Annotated in this window: 18 protein-coding genes; 14 read left to right on the top strand and 4 right to left on the bottom strand. The window is 31.7% G+C overall.

The genetic code is table 11. From position 1 onward, the window contains the following. Positions 1–32: 32 nt before the first annotated feature. Positions 33–485 (bottom strand): SsrA-binding protein SmpB, encoded by a 453-nt coding sequence (smpB, locus tag OIU80_RS05255; RefSeq protein ID WP_264286002.1) that lies wholly within the window; start codon positions 483–485, stop codon positions 33–35. A 145-nt stretch (positions 486–630) separates the two neighbouring features. Here smpB and OIU80_RS05250 point away from each other — a divergent pair, with 145 nt between their 5' ends. Continuing rightward, complete coding sequence (locus OIU80_RS05250) at positions 631–1,272, top strand: porin family protein (protein ID WP_264286001.1); 642 nt, start codon at positions 631–633, stop codon at positions 1,270–1,272. 104 nt (positions 1,273–1,376) lie between these two features. Continuing rightward, entirely contained in the window at positions 1,377–1,604 is a 228-nt protein-coding gene (locus tag OIU80_RS05245; RefSeq protein ID WP_264286000.1) for a VF530 family protein, read from the top strand. Position 1,605: 1 nt separating this feature from the next. Here the strand turns inward: OIU80_RS05245 and OIU80_RS05240 are convergent, their stop codons facing one another. The 3 genes from OIU80_RS05240 to OIU80_RS05230 form a co-directional block, all read right to left on the bottom strand. After that, positions 1,606–2,163, bottom strand: coding sequence for a DUF3575 domain-containing protein (locus OIU80_RS05240; protein WP_264285999.1), 558 nt, complete (start codon positions 2,161–2,163; stop codon positions 1,606–1,608). A gap of 258 nt (positions 2,164–2,421) precedes the next feature. Then, a complete protein-coding gene (locus OIU80_RS05235; protein ID WP_264285998.1) occupies positions 2,422–2,979 on the bottom strand; it encodes a GNAT family N-acetyltransferase in 558 nt (185 codons plus the stop codon). A 21-nt stretch (positions 2,980–3,000) separates the two neighbouring features. Next, positions 3,001–3,852 (bottom strand): aldose 1-epimerase family protein, encoded by an 852-nt coding sequence (locus OIU80_RS05230; RefSeq protein ID WP_264285997.1) that lies wholly within the window; start codon positions 3,850–3,852, stop codon positions 3,001–3,003. Between the two features lie 183 nt (positions 3,853–4,035). Here OIU80_RS05230 and OIU80_RS05225 point away from each other — a divergent pair, with 183 nt between their 5' ends. From OIU80_RS05225 to argH, 12 genes are all read left to right on the top strand, one after another. Beyond that, positions 4,036–6,297 (top strand): M1 family metallopeptidase, encoded by a 2,262-nt coding sequence (locus OIU80_RS05225; protein ID WP_264285996.1) that lies wholly within the window; start codon positions 4,036–4,038, stop codon positions 6,295–6,297. A gap of 574 nt (positions 6,298–6,871) precedes the next feature. Beyond that, complete coding sequence (locus tag OIU80_RS05220) at positions 6,872–7,489, top strand: GNAT family N-acetyltransferase (RefSeq protein ID WP_264285995.1); 618 nt, start codon at positions 6,872–6,874, stop codon at positions 7,487–7,489. Positions 7,490–7,493: 4 nt separating this feature from the next. Then, a complete protein-coding gene (locus OIU80_RS05215; RefSeq protein ID WP_195736327.1) occupies positions 7,494–8,687 on the top strand; it encodes an argininosuccinate synthase in 1,194 nt (397 codons plus the stop codon). Continuing rightward, entirely contained in the window at positions 8,680–9,657 is a 978-nt protein-coding gene (gene argC, locus OIU80_RS05210) for an N-acetyl-gamma-glutamyl-phosphate reductase (RefSeq protein WP_264285994.1), read from the top strand. The genes OIU80_RS05215 and argC overlap by 8 nt, the downstream gene beginning before the upstream one ends. A 153-nt stretch (positions 9,658–9,810) precedes the next feature. After that, positions 9,811–10,950, top strand: coding sequence for an aspartate aminotransferase family protein (locus OIU80_RS05205; RefSeq protein WP_264285993.1), 1,140 nt, complete (start codon positions 9,811–9,813; stop codon positions 10,948–10,950). Positions 10,951–11,003: 53 nt separating this feature from the next. Next, entirely contained in the window at positions 11,004–12,200 is a 1,197-nt protein-coding gene (locus OIU80_RS05200) for a glutamate-5-semialdehyde dehydrogenase (RefSeq protein WP_264285992.1), read from the top strand. A 293-nt stretch (positions 12,201–12,493) separates the two neighbouring features. After that, positions 12,494–13,255 carry a glutamate 5-kinase gene (gene proB, locus OIU80_RS05195; protein WP_264285991.1) on the top strand — a complete coding sequence of 254 codons (762 nt, stop codon included), beginning with the start codon at positions 12,494–12,496 and terminating at the stop codon, positions 13,253–13,255. Positions 13,256–13,404: 149 nt separating this feature from the next. Beyond that, a complete protein-coding gene (locus OIU80_RS05190) occupies positions 13,405–14,352 on the top strand; it encodes an N-acetylornithine carbamoyltransferase (protein ID WP_264285990.1) in 948 nt (315 codons plus the stop codon). Between the two features lie 94 nt (positions 14,353–14,446). Beyond that, positions 14,447–15,223 carry an acetylglutamate kinase gene (gene argB, locus OIU80_RS05185; RefSeq protein ID WP_264285989.1) on the top strand — a complete coding sequence of 259 codons (777 nt, stop codon included), beginning with the start codon at positions 14,447–14,449 and terminating at the stop codon, positions 15,221–15,223. An 88-nt stretch (positions 15,224–15,311) separates the two neighbouring features. Further along, a complete protein-coding gene (locus OIU80_RS05180) occupies positions 15,312–16,382 on the top strand; it encodes a M20 family metallo-hydrolase (RefSeq protein WP_264285988.1) in 1,071 nt (356 codons plus the stop codon). 102 nt (positions 16,383–16,484) lie between these two features. Further along, on the top strand, positions 16,485–17,483 hold the full coding sequence (locus OIU80_RS05175) for a virulence RhuM family protein (RefSeq protein ID WP_264285987.1): 999 nt from the start codon (positions 16,485–16,487) through the stop codon (positions 17,481–17,483). A 53-nt stretch (positions 17,484–17,536) separates the two neighbouring features. Continuing rightward, on the top strand, positions 17,537–18,817 hold the full coding sequence (gene argH, locus OIU80_RS05170; RefSeq protein ID WP_264285986.1) for an argininosuccinate lyase: 1,281 nt from the start codon (positions 17,537–17,539) through the stop codon (positions 18,815–18,817). The last annotated feature ends 46 nt before the right edge of the window (positions 18,818–18,863 follow it).

Below are 18,863 nucleotides of genomic sequence, written 5' to 3'. Positions count from 1 at the left end.
AAATAAGTATAAATATTGAGATATGACTTTTATTAAAATGCTTTCTTAATTCGGTCTAGATCACGTTTGGTATCTTGTTCTTTTAAAGATTCGCGTTTGTCGTAGTTTTTCTTCCCTTTACAAAGACCGATTTGTAATTTAGCTAGTCCTTTTTCATTAGTAAATAACTTTAAAGGAATAATAGTTAATCCTTTTGCTTGCACACTTTTTTGAAGACTTTTTAATTCTTTTTTATTCAAAAGCAATTTTCGTTCACTTCTTGATTTGTGATTAAATTGATTTCCAAAGGTATATTCTTCAATATAAGTATTAATAGCAAAAAGTTCATCGCCACTAAATTCACAAAAACTTTCGGTAATGTTTGCCTTACCAAGTCGTATTGATTTGATTTCAGTTCCGGATAAAACAATTCCAGCAGTGTAGGTGTCTATTATTTCGTAATCGAAGCGGGCTCTTTTGTTGAGTATATTGACTGTTTTTAACATAGGGTACAAATGTAAAATAAAAAAGAAAAACTTTAGTAAAATCAAAGATAATTAAAGATAATTTTTAAACTATGATTTTAATCATTTTTCAGGAAAAAACTTACGGCTAAGTTTGTTAAATAATTTAAAATAAAAACTTAAAGACATGAAAAAAATTTTAACATTAGCTAGTATTGTTTTAATGGGGTTAACTGTAAAAGCTCAGGAAGCCGATCAAGGGTTAAAAGGAGCATGGTTTGTAACATCGCAATTTGGCTACCAACAAACTAAAACTGATGATGTAAAACATACAAATTTATCAGTAATTCCGATTGTAGGTACTTTTATCACGCCATCTGTAGCTGTTGGGGCAGGAATTGGGTATATTAATATGAAATCTGACGGTTTATCTACTCCTACTGAAAATAAAGATGTAAAAACAGATTTGATAGTTATTCAGCCATTAGCAAGAAAATATTGGAATATTGGGGGTTCTTCTTTATATTTCTTCGGTCAATTGGCAGCACCAATTATTACAGGGAAAGAAAAAGAAAGTGATTTGAAAATAAATCAATTTGGTTTGACTTTATCAGGTGGATTTGATTACTTCGTAACAAAATATTTCTCAGTTGAGTTTTCTTATAATTTAGCGAACTTTACATCTACAACTTTAGACCCAAAAGATGGTTCTAAAACTACTGTAACTAATTTTGGATTAGCACATATGGCCAATGTTGACTCAGCTTATGCTGTTGGTGGTGCAAATTTAACAACACCTCTTGCTGTTGGATTTAAATTCATATTCTAAATTATAGAAGATTATTTACATTTCAATTTAGTAAATTTGTAAAAAAGAAAGACCGTACTTCTTATAGTACGGTCTTTTTATTATTTATTAAAAAAAAATATAAAATGCAAAATCAAGATAAAAATCCTTTACACGGGATCACGCTTCAGGCGATACTCGAAAAACTAGTTGCTTACTATGGGTTTGACACTTTAGGCGAATTAATTCCAGTTAAATGTTTTACTTCAAATCCTAGTGTAAAATCTAGTTTAACTTTCTTAAGAAAAACGGATTGGGCTAGAAAAAAAGTAGAAGATTTATATATAAAATCGATTCCTAAATTTCCAGTATAAATTAATTTAATTTATACGAGATCATTACACCGCCTCCATAAGGTAGCCATTCTCCACTTTTGTTATAATCATGAGCTTTTTCATAACGGCCAGGTGTTCCGTCATTGTAAAAGCCTTTATAAAAACCTTGATGCCATCCTCCACTAACAAAAAAGTCAAGCATGAATTTTTCATTTAATTTCTTTTGATATCCAAGTGTAGCTCCTAGTCTATATCCAAATCCGTCTTCGTATTTGTTGGTATCCCAGTAATTCCATTTTTGGATTTTATATACGTCTCCTCCAATATGACCACCAAAATATAAACCATTGAATTTTTCATTAAAATGGTAACGAATTTCGGGAGTAAAGGTGACAAATTTCATTGGGCTTTTTCCATCAAATGATTCCCAGAAAGAGGCCATTAAGTCAACATTAAGAGTTAATTTATCACCAATGCTTGTTTCTACCGCAACATCAGGAATTGAGACTAAAGCAGTAAGAGCATTTACTTTTATGTAAGTTTGGCTATGAGATTGAATTGAGAAGAAAAGAACGATTAAGGCAAATAATTTTTTCATAAAATCTAGTAATTACTAGCAATAAGTTAGTTTTGGTTGCTAGTTTCGGATGCAAATATAACGCAATGCATTATATTGTATTGTCGTAATTTTAAAATTTAACAAGAATTGATTAAAATCATGTAAGTCATTTAAGTAAATATAAATGCTAAGTGCTTTTCTTATAGTAAATTTGTTTTTCTCATTAATATTAAATTATCGAGTTATATGAGAAGCTTATATTTAAAATTTATTTAAACCCCCAATGCTTTCATTAATTTAAATGTTTTTTTTGTTGAGTAATGAATAGATTACGTTGTCTAAGAAACGCCCTTCGTAATATTCTGATTCTTTAAAATGACCTTCTTTTACAAATCCCATTTTTTGTAGAACTCTTTCAGAAGCCAGATTATCAGGATCAATAACAGCTTCGATTGAATGAAGCTTCATTTCATTAAAACCATAGTCAATTGTTATTTTTACAGCTTCAGGGATAATTCCTTTTCCATGAAATTCAGGTAATAACATATAGCCTATTTCTGCACGAAAGTTTCCAGGTTGAATTCTAAAATAACCAATAAATCCAATTATTTTAGGACTGTCTTTTAAGGTAATTCCCCAATTGATTCCTTCATTTGTTTCTATAATGCTGTTAAGTTGAGATATATGTTCCAATGCTTGCTCATTAGTTGTTATGAGTGGTCTTGGAATGTATTTCATAGTTTCTGGATTAGAACGTAGTGCTATGATTTCGCTAGTATCCTCATTCGTTATTCTTTTAAGGAGTAAGCGTTCAGTTTCGAGTACAGGAAATGGAGAAAAATTAAAATTTAACATAGGGTATGTAATAAGATTAAATTATAGAATTTCAATACTAAATTTCGAATTAAATGTTTGATTTGCTTCTAAAGTCAAGATTCCTTCTTTTTCGAAAAGATTTCCTGAATTCTCGGGAGTATCTGAATAGCCAAACCAAGGCTCAATACAAATAAAAGGAGCGTTTTCTTTTGTCCAAATGCCTAAACTAGGAAAATCTGCAAAGTCAACTTTTACATATGGTATATTGCTTTTTAAGATAGTTAATGAATTCGATTCTAATGACTTAAAGATTAAAGCATCATTTTCAAATAGCTGGTAATTTAGCTGAATTTGATCTTCTTTTGTTTCTAATTGTTTTGTTTTATTAGAAATCAAATCATTTTCAAGTAAAGAATATTCTAGAGCTTCTTTTTTCTCAAATTCTAAAGTATAATCTTGAAAGTTTTCCGATAGTGCTATGGCAGGATGGGCTCCAATAGAAAAAGGCATTTTAGAATCGGTTTTATTGATTACCTTGTAATTGATATTTAATTGTGAATCTATTAAGGTATAAATTATTTGGAGTTCAAATTCAAAAGGATATATTTTTAGTGTTTCATCATTTGATTGAATTGAAAATACTGCGCTTTCATCCGTTTTAGAAATTAGACTAAACTCGATATCTCTGGCAAAACCATGTCTTGGCAAATGATATGATATATTATTAATTGTATAGGTGTTGTTTTTTAAAGTCCCAACGATTGGAAATAAAACAGGAGAATGTTTACCCCAGAAAGCAGGATTGCCTTCCCAGATATATTCTTTATTATGTTTGTTTTTTAATGAAAATAATTCGGCTCCAGTATGTTTAATTGAAGCAGTAAGTTTTGAATTTGAAATAATTGTAATCAAAATTTAGGTTTTGAATGATTAAAAGATAACGAATTGTAAATATATTTATAAAATTAAATTATAGGCGAAAAAGCTGATGAAATATTTTTCGATAAAATTTCTGTAAAATTGTATTAATCTATTTGGTTTTAATTCATAAATACTTTTTTTTTTCATTAATTTGCTAGATAAACAGCAACAAAAATGAAAAAACTCTCTTTGAGAGCCATATTATCTATGGCTTTATTGTTTGGAATTTCGGCCACATGGGCACAACAAGTTCCTACTGCAAATGCTAATCCTATTTCTAAATACGATTATTATGAGGCATTCTCTCCATTGTTCTATTCTAAAAACGGAACAGCAACTCGTTCAGCAAGCGGTCAGCCAGGTGCTGAATACTGGCAAAATAGAGCAGATTATAAAATAACTGCAAAGTTAAATGGAGCTACTAATGAGATCATTGGTACAGATGAAATTACTTATACCAATAATAGCCCAGATAAAATGTCTTTTGTATGGCTTAATTTGGATCAAAATTTATTTAAAGAAGATTCACGAGGAAATGCTGTAGTGCCTTTAACAGGAAGTCGCAACGGAGCTCAAGGTCAGGTTTTTGATGGTGGAAATAAAATTAAATCAGTAAAAGTAACAGTACTAGGTAAGAAAAAATCAGTTGAAACAGAAGCGAAATATATCGTTACTGATACCAGAATGCAGATTTTTCTTCCAGAAGAATTGGCAGCAAAAGGAAGCCGTGTTAAAATTAAAATTGAGTTTTCTTATATCGCTCCTAATGAAGGCTCGGATAGAACAGGAGTTCTTGAAACTAAAAATGGTAAAGTTTTTACGATAGCGCAGTGGTATCCACGTATGTGTGTGTATGATGACGTAAGAGGTTGGAACACGCATCCGTATTTAGGAGCTTCAGAGTTTTATTTGGAATATGGTGATTTTGATGTAAAACTAACTGTTCCTGCGAATCATTTTGTAGTTGCATCAGGAGAATTATTAAATGCACCTGAAGTATATACTGCTGAACAGCAAAAACGTTTTAAAGAAGCTGCACTAAGTGATAAAACAGTTATGATTCGTTCTGCTGAAGAAGTTGCTGCAGCAAATACTTCTGGAAATGGAGAAAAAACATGGCATTATCAAATTAAAAATGCACGTGATTTTTCATGGGCATCTTCGGCAGCATTTATCTTAGATGGAGCTAAAATTAATTTACCAAGTGGGAAAAAATCATTGGCTCTTTCTGCTTATCCTGTCGAAAGTGCTGGAGATGCTGCTTGGGGGCGTTCTACAGAATATACTAAAGGAGCAATCGAAAATTATTCAAATAGATGGCTAGAATATCCTTATCCAGTTGCAACAAACGTAGCAGGAAATGAAGGAGGAATGGAATACCCAGGAATTGTATTTTGTAGTTGGGAATCAAAAGGAGAAGATTTATGGGGAGTTACAGATCATGAGTTTGGGCACATCTGGTTTCCTATGATTGTAGGTTCAAATGAAAGATTGTTCGGATGGATGGATGAAGGATTTAATACTTTTATCAATTCATTAAGTACTGCTGAGTTTAATAAAGGAGAGTATAAAGAAGCGCCAAGAGATTTACATAAAATGGCGGAGATGTTTACGAACCCTAAATTAGAAACTATAATGAGTTCTCCAGATAATATGAAGGAGGCTAATATCGGTTTGTTGTGTTATTATAAACCAAGTTCAGGTTTAGTAATTTTAAGAGAACAAATATTAGGTAAAGAGCGTTTTGATATTGCTTTCCGTACTTATATGGAACGTTGGGCTTATAAACATCCTACACCAGATGATTTTTTCAGAACAATGGAGAATGTCGCAGGAGAAGATTTAAGTTGGTTTTGGAAAGGATGGTTTGTTAATAATTGGCGTTTTGATCAGGGGATAAATTCTATTAAATATGTGAAAAATGATCCTAAAAAAGGAATTATTATTACTATTGAAAATTTTGAAAAAATGGTAATGCCTGTTGTAATAGATGTAAAAACTAAAAGCGGAAAAGTTTCTAGAGTTAAATTACCAGTTGAAATCTGGCAGAGAAATACAGAGTGGTCTTTTAAATTTGACTCTACAGAAGAGATAGAGAGTGTTATAATCGATCCTGATCACGTTTTTCCAGATAGTAATGAAAGTAATAATGTATGGACAGCAGGAAGTGGTAAAATTGAAAAGGATGTTGTTTTAGATTCTTATTTAGGTACATATTCTAGTAAAACGACACCTCTTAAAATCGCTTTTACAGAAAAAAATAATGCTTTAACAGTAGAACTTCCTAATTATCCTAAATTTACAATTGATCCAGTTGCTGGAGCAGTTGATACTTTTGAATCATTAAGAGCTGGATTAAGGTTTGCATTTACTAAAACAGGATTAAAAATGACAATTTTAGAAAACTCACAAGTAATGGAATTTACAAAAGAGTAATCTGAATTTAAATTTTTTTAGATTAAAAATAACGCTTATAAGCTTTTTTAAAGAGCTTTAAAAGATGTGAATTATTAAAAACGGCTATTTGAGTATAACTTAAATAGCCGTTTTTTTTATTAAAAGTTTAAATTTTGTTTAGAATTTAATTGTTGTAATGCGATAAATCTACAAAAACAACATTATATTAAAAAAATGTTAGAAAATTCAAATTACGTATTGTAATTGAAAAAAAGATGTAAATTTGCATCGATGAATAAAATAAGTTTACATATAACTTCTTTGTCACGGACAAACTCGCCTGCTACTTCTCCCGAAGTACGGATGCTATCTCTATAGTATTCAAAAGAGTTTTTCGTCGTATTTATTTATATTCATTTTTTTGTTTTGAAATTACCTAAGTTGTCCTTTGGACAAACACATCCTAGAAGTACATTTTATTTAAAATTATCTCAATGTCAAGTTTTTGATATTAAGGGTTTTACGTATTTTTTATTTAGCTTTGCTGAAGCAACTCTTGGGTTTCAGAAAAAAAATTATGTTTTATTTTTTAACCCTAACTTCAACTATTGAAATGAAGATCTCTATTGTTGTAACACAAGAAGAACATTATAAATATGCGCAAGAAATTTGCGATACCATAGAGTCGTCTGCCTTATTGAGAGGTACCGGAATTGCTAAAAGAACTCCAGAATATATTCAGAAAAAAATGGAGAATAGAGATGCTTTGATCGCTTTGGCAGATGGTAAATTTGCAGGGTTTTGTTATATCGAAAGCTGGCAGCATGGCAAGTTTGTGGCTCATTCTGGATTGATAGTACATCCTGATTATAGAAACTTAGGTTTAGCTAAAAAAATCAAATCAAAAGTTTTTGATTATTCATTAGAAAAGTTTCCAGATGCTAAAATATTTGGCATCACAACAGGTCTTGCTGTTATGAAAATTAATTCAGATTTAGGATATAAACCAGTTCCTTTCTCAGAACTTACAAGTGATCCAAGCTTTTGGGCAGGTTGCAAAACTTGTACGAATTATGAAATATTAAAAAGTAAAGAAAATAAAATGTGCTTATGTACAGGAATGTTGTACGATCCAAAAGAAAAACAAAAAGATCCACCAAAACATCCATTTAACGTAAAAGTACTCAATAGATTAAAATCAATTAAACAAGCCCTTTTCTTAAAAAAATAAAATTATGAAAAAAGTTGTATTAGCTTATAGCGGAGGATTAGATACTTCGTACTGCCTTAAATATTTAAAAAATGAAAAAGGATATGAAGTCCACACTGTACTTATTAATACAGGAGGTTTCGATGAAGAAGAATTAAATGCTATTGAAGAAAGAGCTTACGAATTAGGAAGTGCACAGCATGCAAATCTTACAATCGTAGATAAATACTATGATAAAGCTATAAAATATTTGATTTACGGAAATGTGCTAAAAAATAATACATATCCATTATCTGTAAGTGCCGAACGTGTTTTTCAAGCTATTGAAGCAATAAAATATGCTAAAAAAGTAGGAGCAGAGGCAATTGCACACGGAAGTACAGGAGCAGGAAATGATCAGATTAGATTTGATTTGATTTTTCAGACAATTGCTCCTGAAATTGAAATTATTACTCCAATTAGAGATTTAAAATTGTCAAGACAAGAGGAAGTTGACTATTTACAAAAAAATGGAGTACATTATTCTTGGGAAAAAGCACAATATTCTATCAATAAAGGACTTTGGGGAACGAGTGTAGGAGGAAAAGAAACCTTAACTTCTAACCAAGCTTTACCAAGTGAAGCATATCCATCGCAATTAGAAAAAGATGGCGAAGAGAAGGTAACTTTACAATTTGAAAAAGGAGAATTAGTAGGTGTAAATAACATTAAAAATACGCCAACCAAAAATATTGTTATCTTAGAAAAATTGGCTAATGCTTATGCAATTGGTAGAGATATTCACGTAGGAGATACTATTATTGGAATTAAAGGAAGAGTTGGTTTTGAAGCAGCTGCACCATTAATAATTATAAAAGCACACCATTTATTAGAGAAACATACACTAGGTAAATGGCAACAATATTGGAAAGAACAACTAGGAAACTGGTACGGAATGTTATTTCATGAAGGTCAGTTTTTGGATCCTGTAATGCGTAATATTGAAGCTTTCCTTGAAGATACTCAAAAAACAGTAAATGGAACTGTAATTGTTTCATTAAAACCATATCACTTTTCGCTTGACGGAATTGAATCAGATAATGATTTAATGAATACAGGATTTGGCCAATATGGAGAAATGAACAATGCCTGGACATCTGATGATGCCAAAGGATTTATTAAGATTTTAGGAAATGCTCAAAATATATTTTCATCCGTAAATCACTTAGATTATGATTAATGTTGGAATAATAGGCGGTTCGGGCTATACAGCTGGGGAATTGATAAGAATATTGATGTATCACCCTAATGTGAATATCGATTTTGTGTACAGTACAACTAATGCAGGTAAGCCATTATCTGTAGCACATCACGATTTATTGGGAGATATTGAAATGGATTTTACCGATGCAATTAACCCAGATGTAAATGTATTATTTTTATGTTTAGGTCATGGAAAGTCTATTTCATTTTTACAAAAAAACAAATTTGCAGGTCACACTAAAATTATTGATTTAGGAAATGATTTTAGATTGACTGAAGATTCAAATTTTGATGGAAAACAATTCGTTTATGGATTGCCAGAATTGAATAAAACGGCTATTAAAAAAGCAAATTATATTGCCAATCCGGGTTGTTTTGCTACAGCAATTCAATTAGCATTATTACCCTTAGCAAAAAATCAGCTTTTAGAAAATGACATACATATTAATGCTACAACAGGAAGTACCGGAGCAGGTGTAAGTCCTTCAGAAACAACGCATTTTAGTTGGAGGTCAAATAATATGTCGCATTATAAAGCATTTGATCATCAGCATTTAGGAGAGATAAATCAAAGTGTAAATCAATTACAGGCAGCTTATTCAAATGAGTTGTTGTTTATTCCGAATAGAGGAGACTTTGCAAGAGGAATTTTCGCAACATTATACACTACTGTAGAAGATAGCTTTGATGAAATCGTAGCAAAATATGAAGATTTTTATAAAAATGAACCGTTTGTAACAGTTACTACAACCAATATCAATATGAAACAGGTTGTACAAACGAACAAATGTATTATTAGTTTAACTAAAAAAGGAAATCGGATATTGATTACTTCAATAATTGATAACTTAACCAAAGGAGCTTCTGGACAAGCAATTCAAAATATGAATTTAATGTTTGGATTACCAGAAACAATAGGTTTACATTTGAAACCAAGCGGATTTTAGAAAAAATTGTTTCAGGTTTAAAGTTACAAGTTCCACGCTCAGTGCGTAACTTGAAATATGAATACTGAAACTTAAACTAGTTTCGAGTTTGAAGTTTCACGTTCTATACATAACTTGAAAACTGAAACCTGAAACAAAATAAAAAAAGAAGACATGAATTTATTTAACGTATACCCACTTTATGATATAACACCTGTAAAAGCATTGGATTGCACAATTACAGATAATAACGGAGTAGAGTATTTAGATTTATATGGTGGTCATGGAGTAATTTCTATTGGGCACACACAACCAGATTATGTATCGAAACTTAAAAATCAATTAGATAATTTAGGTTTTTATTCTAATGCAATTCAGAATCCTTTGCAGGTAGAATTAGCTGAGAAATTAGGGAAGCTTTCAGGATTAGAAGATTATGAATTGTTTTTATGCAGTTCAGGAGCAGAAGCAAATGAAAATGCATTGAAACTAGCTTCTTTTCATAACGGAAAATCAAGAGTTATCGCTTTTCATAATTCTTTTCACGGAAGAACTTCAGCAGCAGTTGCAGTTACAGATAACAAAAAGATTGTAGCTCCAATAAATGCACAACAAGTAGTTACTTTCTTGCCTCTTAATGCTATCGAATTAGTAGAAGCTGAACTTGAAAAAGGGGATGTTTCTAGTGTTATTATCGAAGGAATTCAAGGAGTAGGTGGTTTGGACGAAGGGACAACCGAATTTTTTCAGGCTTTAGAAAAAGCTTGTGAAAAACACGGTGCAGTTTTAATTTTAGACGAAGTACAATCAGGTTACGGAAGAAGCGGAAAGTTTTTTGCATACCAGCATCATAATATCAAAGCCGACATTATTTCGGTGGCAAAAGGAATGGGGAATGGTTTTCCGGTTGGAGCTATTTTAATTTCGCCAGAATTTGAAGCAAGTTTCGGATTATTAGGAACTACTTTCGGGGGAAGCCATTTATCTTGTGCGGCAGGAATTGCAGTTTTGGATGTAATGGAAAAGCTGAAATTACAGGATAATGTAAACGAAGTTTCTGCTTACTTTTTTGAGCAAATTAAGCAAGTACCTCAAATCATAAAAGTAAAAGGAAGAGGATTGATGTTAGGTGTAGAATTTGATTTTGAAATCGGTGCGCTTCGCAAAAAATTAATTGTAGAGAAACATATTTTTACAGGAAGTGCCAACAATAAGAATCTATTAAGAATTTTACCATCATTAACTGTAAAAAAATCAGATATAGATACATTCATTGTTGCATTAAAAGAGAGTTTAGCCGAATTAGGACATTAGTTTTTTATTGCTAACTACATACAACAACTACCAAACAACCAACTATAAAAATTATGAACCACCAATTATCAATTGAAAAGCGAAATTTGGTTTTACTCTCGATGGCAAAGCTTGTTGAAGAAGAAAGAAACCAAATTATTCTGACGAATCAAGCTGATCTAGCCGCTTACAATGGCGCCGATTTAGCCATGAAGGAACGTTTAAAAGTCGATAACAACAAGATTGATGAAATGATTCTGTCATTAAATCAGTTGGTATCTCAAGAAGATCCGGTTGGTGTAGAAAGGTTTCATTTTGTACATGAAAATGGAATTAAAGTCAGTAATAAAACAGCAGCTTTTGGTACGATATTAATTATTTATGAATCAAGACCCGATGTAACTATCGAAGCTGGAGGAATTGCTTTTAAATCAGGAAATAAAATTTTGCTTAAGGGTGGAAAAGAAGCATTAAAATCAAACTTAAAGATTGTAAGTCTATGGCATCAAGCTTTAACCGAGAATAATGTTTCGACAGAATGGGTTGAATATTTAAATTTTAATCGGCAAGAAACACAAGCTTTTTTAGAAAAGCCAACACAAAAAGTAGATTTAATTGTACCTCGTGGTGGTGAAAAGTTAATAGAGTTTGTAAAAGCCCATGCTACTTGTCCAGTAATTGTAAGTGGCCGCGGGAATAATTTTGTTTACGTTCATAAAGAAGCAGATACAGATATCGCATTGAAAGTAATCTTGAATGCAAAAACATCTAAAATCTCAGCTTGTAATGCGATAGATAAGGTTTTAATAGATTCACGATTGCCAAATTTTGAAGGTTTTCTAGCCATTTTAATAGAGGGATTAGATGAATCAAAAGTTGAGATTATTGTAGATAAAACACTAGAATCTTTTGCAAATACTACTGTTTTGAAAGACGAAGATATCTGGTATGAAGAATTTTTGGATTATAAAATTGTATTAGGAACAATCGATTCAGAACAGGAAGCTATCGCAAAAATCAATAAATATTGTGGCGGACATTCAGCAGCAATTATTACAAGAAACAATGCTGTTGCCCAAGAATTTATGGAATCAATAGATGCTGCAGCAGTTTATCATAATGCTTCGACTCGATTTACCGATGGAGGACAACTTGGTTTAGGTGGAGAATTGGCTATAAGTACTGATAAATTACATCAGCGGGGACCCATCGGATTGCAACATCTGGTTACCAATAAGTGGTATATTTACGGAGAAGGGCAAATTAGATAATTAGACTTCTTAGATTGATGATTAACGATTTTAGATTTCAGATATAGCTTTGCGAAATTTGCGTTTATAAAGGTTTACAACATAAAAAAACCTTGCGCTATTTTCGGTTAATTTTAGATTTTTGGAATTTGGATTTTAAAAATTGGAATTTAATTATAGACAAAGCTTTGCGAACTTTGCGTTTATAAAGGTTTACAACATAAAAAAAACCTTGCGCCTTTGCGGTAAAAGAAAATTTACAATATAAAAAACTTAGAATCTTAGTAACTCAAAACCTTAGCCACTTAAAAAAAATGACTAAAAAAAGGATTTTATTAAAAATTGGAAGCAATACGTTAACCAAAGAAACCAATCATATTTCGAGAGGGAAGATTGAGGATATTGGAATGCAAATTGCCGCTTTAAATGACAAATATGAATTTGTAATTGTAAGTTCAGGAGCTATTGCAGCGGCGAAACAATTTGTAAAACTAGAGAGCAATGGCAAGGAAATTATTGTAAAACAAGCTTTGGCTTCGATAGGGCAACCCCATTTAATGCGGATTTTCCATGAGAACTTTAGCGATTTAGGTTTATTGACCTCGCAATGTTTGTTGTCCTATTCTGATTTTGAAAAAGAACAATCCAAAATCAATATTGTAAATACAATAAATGTTTTGGTCGAGAACAATTACATTCCGATTATTAATGAAAATGATACTGTTGCAACCGACGAAATTCAGTTTGGAGATAACGATAAATTAGCAGCATTGACAGCCGTTTTATTAAATGTAGATATTTTGATAATCGCTACAAACACAAGCGGAATTTATACGAAAGCATCTATTCATGATGAAGTGCCAGAAACGATAGCCTTAGTGAATGATTTACAGCTTTTAGAAAAAGAAATAGGAGAATCTAAGTCGTCACACGGAACAGGAGGAATGCAATCCAAGATTGAAGCAGCGGCAATCGCTAAAGCAGCAAATATCGAAACTTGGATCGTAAACGGATTAGAAGATAATTTTATATTAAAAGCATTAAAAAACGAAATCCCTTTTACTAAGATTGTGTAGGAATGTTTATTTGTTTAATCGTTAATTTGTTTAATCGATTAAAAAGAAAGCATTACGAAACGTTCTTTTCAGAAAAAGTATATAAGTTAGGTTTGTTTAGTTGCTAAGCCGATTAAACAAAAAACGATTAACCGATTAAACAAAAAACTATGAATTATATTTCAATTCAAGATATCAACTCATTATCAAAATGGGTTAAGAGTGCGTTAAAAATCAAGAAAAAACCACTAAAAAACCAACACTTAGGTAGGAATAAAACCTTAGGAATGTTATTTTTTAATCCTAGTTTAAGAACGCGTTTGAGTACTCAAAAAGCAGCTTTAAACTTAGGAATGAATGTAATGGTAATGAATTTTACCAATGAAGGATGGACGTTAGAGTTCGAAGATGGAGCAATTATGAATTCGGGTGCTTCAGAACATATCAAAGAAGCAGCAGAAGTAGTCTCACAGTATTGTGATATTATTGCGATTCGTGCTTTTGCAGGTTTAGAAAATAAAGAAAAAGATTATGCTGAAACTGTTATTTCAGGATTCATAAAATATGCAACAGTACCTATTGTAAATATGGAAAGTGCAGTTCGTCATCCGATGCAGTCTTTGGCAGATGCAATTACAATGGAAGAATATAAAACCAAACATAGACCCAAAGTAGTCCTTTCTTGGGCGCCACATCCTAAGGCTTTACCTCAGGCAGTTGCTAATTCATTTGTAGAGATGATGCAAATGCAAAAGAATATGGATTTTGTAATTACGCATCCTGAAGGTTATGAATTGAGCCCAGAAATAACAAAAGACTGCAAAATTGAATATGATCAAGATAAAGCATTCGAAAATGCTGATTTTGTATATGTGAAAAACTGGAGTAATTTTAATGATTATGGAAAAGTAACCAATATAGATCCAACGTGGACAGTTACTGCCGAAAAAATGGCATTAACAAACAACGGAAAATTTATGCATTGTCTTCCAGTTCGTCGTAATGTAATTGTGAGTGATGAAGTTTTGGATGGCGAAAATTCAATCGTAATCGAGCAAGCAAATAACAGAACATATTCAGCGCAATTAGTGTTGCAAAAGATTCTAAAGAAGTTATAAATAAAGGTGCAAAGGCACAAAGTTGCAAAGGTTCAGAGATTTTACAAACTGAATCTAAGCTTTGTCCCTTTGTTCCTTTGAACCTTTGAACCTCATGAAAAAAGTTACAGTAATAAAAATAGGCGGAAATATAATCGATAATCCATCAGAATTAGAGCAGTTTTTAACCGATTTTTCTAAAATAGAAGGTTATAAAGTATTAGTTCATGGAGGAGGGAAATCTGCTACGAAAATGGCAGAAAGTATTGGTTTGGTTCCACAAATGATTGATGGTCGTCGTATAACAGATGCTGCAATGCTAGATGTTGTAGTGATGATTTATGCAGGTCAGATTAATAAAAATATTGTAGCACAATTACAGTCTAAAAATAATAATGCAATTGGATTCTCTGGAGCTGATGGGAATTTAATCCAATCAACAAAAAGAAATCACCCAACAATTGATTATGGTTTTGTAGGCGATGTCAAGCAAGTAAATACAAGTTTGCTGGCGACATTACTAGAGAACAACATAGTACCAGTTTTTTGCGCGATTACACACGATAAAAATGGACAATTGTTAAATACAAATGCCGATACAATTGCAAGCGAGTTAGCAATTGCCTTGTCTGAAGACTTTGATGTTACGCTAACCTATTGTTTTGAGAAACAAGGAGTTTTGTCAGATTCAGAAGATGATGATTCGGTTATTACCGAAATAAACGAAGCTTTATATAAACAATTAAAAACTGAAAAGGTAATTCATTCTGGGATGATTCCTAAGTTAGATAATTGTTTTAACAGCTTGTCTAAAGGAGTTCAAACAATAAAAATTGGACATCATAGTATGTTGCAAAATTCTAATATATTGCACACAACGATTAAATTATAAAAGAAAAAAGTTGCTAAGTTTCTAAGAAACCATGATTTTTGCAATCTTAGAAAATACAGAATCTTAGTACCTCAGTACCTATTTAAAAATGAAAAATATAGAAACGCTCCAGCAAGAAGCAATAGCATTATTGAAAAGTTTAATCGAAACCCCTTCTTTTTCAAGTGAGGAAGATCAAACGGCACTTTTAATCGAAAATTGGTTCAATCAAAACGGAATTCCTTTTAAGAGAGAAAACAATAATGTGTGGGCTTTCAACAAGTATTTTGATGAAAAGAAACCAACTCTTTTACTTAATTCGCACCACGATACAGTAAAACCAAATCAAGCATATACCAACGATCCTTTTAAAGCAATTGTAAAAGATGGTAAATTATTTGGTTTAGGAAGTAATGATGCAGGAGGTTGTTTGGTTTCGTTATTGGCAACATTTGTACATTTTTATAACAACGAAAAATTACCATATAATTTGGTAATCGTAGCTTCTGCAGAAGAAGAAAGTAGCGGGAAAAATGGATTAAATAGTGTTTTGCAACATTTACCAGAGTTAGATTGCGCAATTGTAGGAGAGCCTACATTGATGCAATTGGCTGTAGCCGAAAAAGGATTGTTAGTACTAGATGTTAAGGTAAAAGGTACTGCAAGTCACGCAGCACATCAAAATGAAGATAACTCATTATACAATGCTATTCCGGTAATGGAATGGTTTAGAAACTATAGATACGATAAAGTATCCGATGTTTTAGGGCCTGTAAAAATGACTGTAACTCAGATAAATGCAGGAAAGCAGCATAATGTAGTGCCGTCAGAATGTGATTTGGTAGTCGATATTCGTGTAAACGATTGTTATTCAAATACGGAAATTCTAGAAGTGGTAAAAGCCAATGTAAAAGCAGAAGTAACACCGCGTTCTATGCATCTTAATGCGTCCTCAATCCCAGTAGTACATGCTTTGGTGCAAGCAGGAATTGCTTTAGGAAGAACAACGTATGGATCGCCAACGCTTTCGGATCAATCGGTTTTAAGCTGCCAGTCATTAAAACTTGGGCCAGGAGAAACATTACGGTCACACTCGGCAGACGAATTTATTTTTATCAATGAAATCGAAGAAGGTATCGAATTGTATATTAAAATACTAACTGACTTCTTTAAATTATAAATAAGAATTAGGAGTTATCCCGATAGCTATTGGAGCTAGAAACAATATATAGATAAAAGAGTTTATATTTGATGTAATTATAGAGTTACTAAAAAAACAAAAATGCAAAAGCCGATTTTATTGTATCAAACTGCAGACACCAATATAAATGTTGAAGTAACTTATATTGATGAAAATTTTTGGTTAACTCAAAAAGCTATTGCTGAATTGTTTGGGATAGAATCTAATACTGTAAATTATCATATAAAGGAAATTTTTAAGAGTCAGGAACTAGAAGAAATTTCAACTACTCGAAAAATTAGAGTAGTTCAAAAAGAAGGGAATCGTCAAGTAAATCGCGAACTAGATTTTTATAATCTTGACGTAATTATTGCTGTCGGATATCGTGTAAATTCAAAACAAGCAACTCAATTTAGAATTTGGGCAACCAAAACCTTAAAAGAGTTTATTGTAAAAGGATTTGTATTAAATGATGAAATGCTAAAAAATGGTTCGTCATTTGGTAAAGATTATTTTGAAGAGCTACTAGGTAAAATAAGAGAAATAAGATCTTCCGAAAGAAGGTTTTATCAAAAAATAACTGATATCTATGCGCTTTCTGTAGATTATGAAAGAACGGCTTTAGAAACAAAAAACTTTTTTGCGTCAGTACAGAATAAATTACATTGGGCAATTTCAGGAAAAACTGCAGCTGAAATTATTTATACAGAAGCAGATGCTACAAAAATACATATGGGTTTATCAACCTGGAAAGATGCTCCAGATGGTAAGATTCAAAAAATAGATGTTGTAATTGCTAAAAACTATTTGAATGAAAACCATATTCAGGAATTAAACAGAATAGTTTCAGCTTATTTAGATTTAGCTGAAAATAATGCAAAAAGGCAATTATTGATGAAAATGGAGGATTGGAGTGTTTTTTTGAATAATTTTCTTCAGCTTTCAAATTACCCAATTTTATTAGATAATGGTAAGATTTCACAATTAGAGGCAAAGATAAAAGCAGAATCTGAGTTTGATAAATTCAGAATAATTCAAGATCGAGAGTATATTTCTGATTTTGATAAAGAAATTTTGAAAGTTAAGAATTCAAATAATTAAAAAAATATAAACTAAGAAGATTTAATAATCGAAATAGTCTAAAAACATAAGTTATGAAACTTTGGGAAAAAGGAATACCAACTGATAAACAAATCGAGCAATTTACTGTTGGGAATGATAGAGAACTTGATTTAGTCCTAGCAAAATACGATGCATTAGGTTCTATTGCACATGCAAAAATGTTGGGTCAAATTGGGCTTTTAACTGCCGATGAAACCAATTCGTTAGTAGATGCATTAAACGAAATCATTGCAGATGCCGAAAAAGGAAATTTTGTAATCGAAGATAGTTTTGAAGATGTACATTCCAAAATCGAATATTTGCTAACAGTGAAATTAGGCGATGCAGGGAAGAAAATCCACACAGCACGTTCTCGTAACGATCAAGTTTTGGTTGACGTACATTTATATTTAAAAGACGAAGTAAAAGCATTAAAAGAACAAGTAAAAAGTCTTTTTGACTTGTTAATGGAATCTGCTGAGAAACATCAAAATGTATTATTGCCAGGATACACGCATTTGCAAATAGCAATGCCTTCATCATTCGGGATGTGGTTTTCTGCTTATGCAGAGAGTCTTATTGATGATATTACAATGCTTAATGCGGCTGCCAAAATTGTAGATCAAAACCCATTAGGATCAGCAGCTGGTTACGGAAGTTCATTTCCTATAAACAGAACATTTACAACAAAAGAGCTAGGATTCGAAACTTTAAAATATAATGCAGTAGCTGCGCAAATGAGTCGTGGTAAAGCAGAAAAAACAGTTGCTTTTGCAATGAGTAGTGTTGCAGCAACACTGTCTAAATTTGCAATGGACGTTTGTTTGTATATGAGTCAGAATTTTGATTTTATCAGCTTACCATCGCATCTTACAACAGGTTCGAGCATCATGCCACATAAAAAGAACCCTGATGTATTTGAGTTAATTCGTGGTAAATGTAACAAGATACAAGCATTACCATATGAAATCACTCTAATTACAAATAACTTACCAAGTGGCTATCATAGAGATTTACAGCTTTTAAAAGAAGGATTGTTTCCAGCAATTCAAAACCTTAAAGCTTGTTTAGACATTGCAATTTTCTCCATAAAAGACATTGCAGTAAAAGACCATATTTTAGAAGATAAAAAATACGATTACTTGTTTACAGTAGATACATTAAATGAAATGGTTGTAGCAGGAATGCCGTTTAGAGATGCATACAAAGAAGTTGCTGAGCAATTAGAAAATGGTACATTTAAGTCTCCTAAAGAAACAAAACATACACACGAAGGAAGTATTAATAATTTGTGTTTAGATGCTATAAAAGATAAGATGAAGAGTTCTTATTAATTCACGAAAATGCGCTATGATTTCATAGCGCATTTTTTTTTTTGGG

Source organism: Flavobacterium frigoritolerans (assembly GCF_025847275.1).
Lineage (GTDB): Bacteria > Bacteroidota > Bacteroidia > Flavobacteriales > Flavobacteriaceae > Flavobacterium > Flavobacterium frigoritolerans.
The sequence above is the reverse complement of the archived record's forward strand: the minus strand, read 5'-3'. Positions and strand labels throughout refer to the sequence as shown.

What these genes read in the sequence shown, in the direction of transcription:
- OIU80_RS05240 (WP_264285999.1), bottom strand. Translation starts at nt 2,163, where the DNA reads ATGAAAAAATTATTTGCCTTAATCGTTCTTTTCTTCTCAATTCAATCT.
- argH (WP_264285986.1), top strand. Translation starts at nt 17,537, where the DNA reads ATGAAACTTTGGGAAAAAGGAATACCAACTGATAAACAAATCGAGCAA.
- OIU80_RS05220 (WP_264285995.1), top strand. Translation starts at nt 6,872, where the DNA reads ATGAAGATCTCTATTGTTGTAACACAAGAAGAACATTATAAATATGCG.
- OIU80_RS05190 (WP_264285990.1), top strand. Translation starts at nt 13,405, where the DNA reads ATGAATTATATTTCAATTCAAGATATCAACTCATTATCAAAATGGGTT.
- OIU80_RS05245 (WP_264286000.1), top strand. Translation starts at nt 1,377, where the DNA reads ATGCAAAATCAAGATAAAAATCCTTTACACGGGATCACGCTTCAGGCG.
- smpB (WP_264286002.1), bottom strand. Translation starts at nt 485, where the DNA reads ATGTTAAAAACAGTCAATATACTCAACAAAAGAGCCCGCTTCGATTAC.
- OIU80_RS05205 (WP_264285993.1), top strand. Translation starts at nt 9,811, where the DNA reads ATGAATTTATTTAACGTATACCCACTTTATGATATAACACCTGTAAAA.
- OIU80_RS05235 (WP_264285998.1), bottom strand. Translation starts at nt 2,979, where the DNA reads ATGTTAAATTTTAATTTTTCTCCATTTCCTGTACTCGAAACTGAACGC.
- OIU80_RS05225 (WP_264285996.1), top strand. Translation starts at nt 4,036, where the DNA reads ATGAAAAAACTCTCTTTGAGAGCCATATTATCTATGGCTTTATTGTTT.
- OIU80_RS05200 (WP_264285992.1), top strand. Translation starts at nt 11,004, where the DNA reads ATGAACCACCAATTATCAATTGAAAAGCGAAATTTGGTTTTACTCTCG.
- argC (WP_264285994.1), top strand. Translation starts at nt 8,680, where the DNA reads ATGATTAATGTTGGAATAATAGGCGGTTCGGGCTATACAGCTGGGGAA.
- OIU80_RS05215 (WP_195736327.1), top strand. Translation starts at nt 7,494, where the DNA reads ATGAAAAAAGTTGTATTAGCTTATAGCGGAGGATTAGATACTTCGTAC.
- OIU80_RS05250 (WP_264286001.1), top strand. Translation starts at nt 631, where the DNA reads ATGAAAAAAATTTTAACATTAGCTAGTATTGTTTTAATGGGGTTAACT.
- argB (WP_264285989.1), top strand. Translation starts at nt 14,447, where the DNA reads ATGAAAAAAGTTACAGTAATAAAAATAGGCGGAAATATAATCGATAAT.
- OIU80_RS05175 (WP_264285987.1), top strand. Translation starts at nt 16,485, where the DNA reads ATGCAAAAGCCGATTTTATTGTATCAAACTGCAGACACCAATATAAAT.
- proB (WP_264285991.1), top strand. Translation starts at nt 12,494, where the DNA reads ATGACTAAAAAAAGGATTTTATTAAAAATTGGAAGCAATACGTTAACC.
- OIU80_RS05180 (WP_264285988.1), top strand. Translation starts at nt 15,312, where the DNA reads ATGAAAAATATAGAAACGCTCCAGCAAGAAGCAATAGCATTATTGAAA.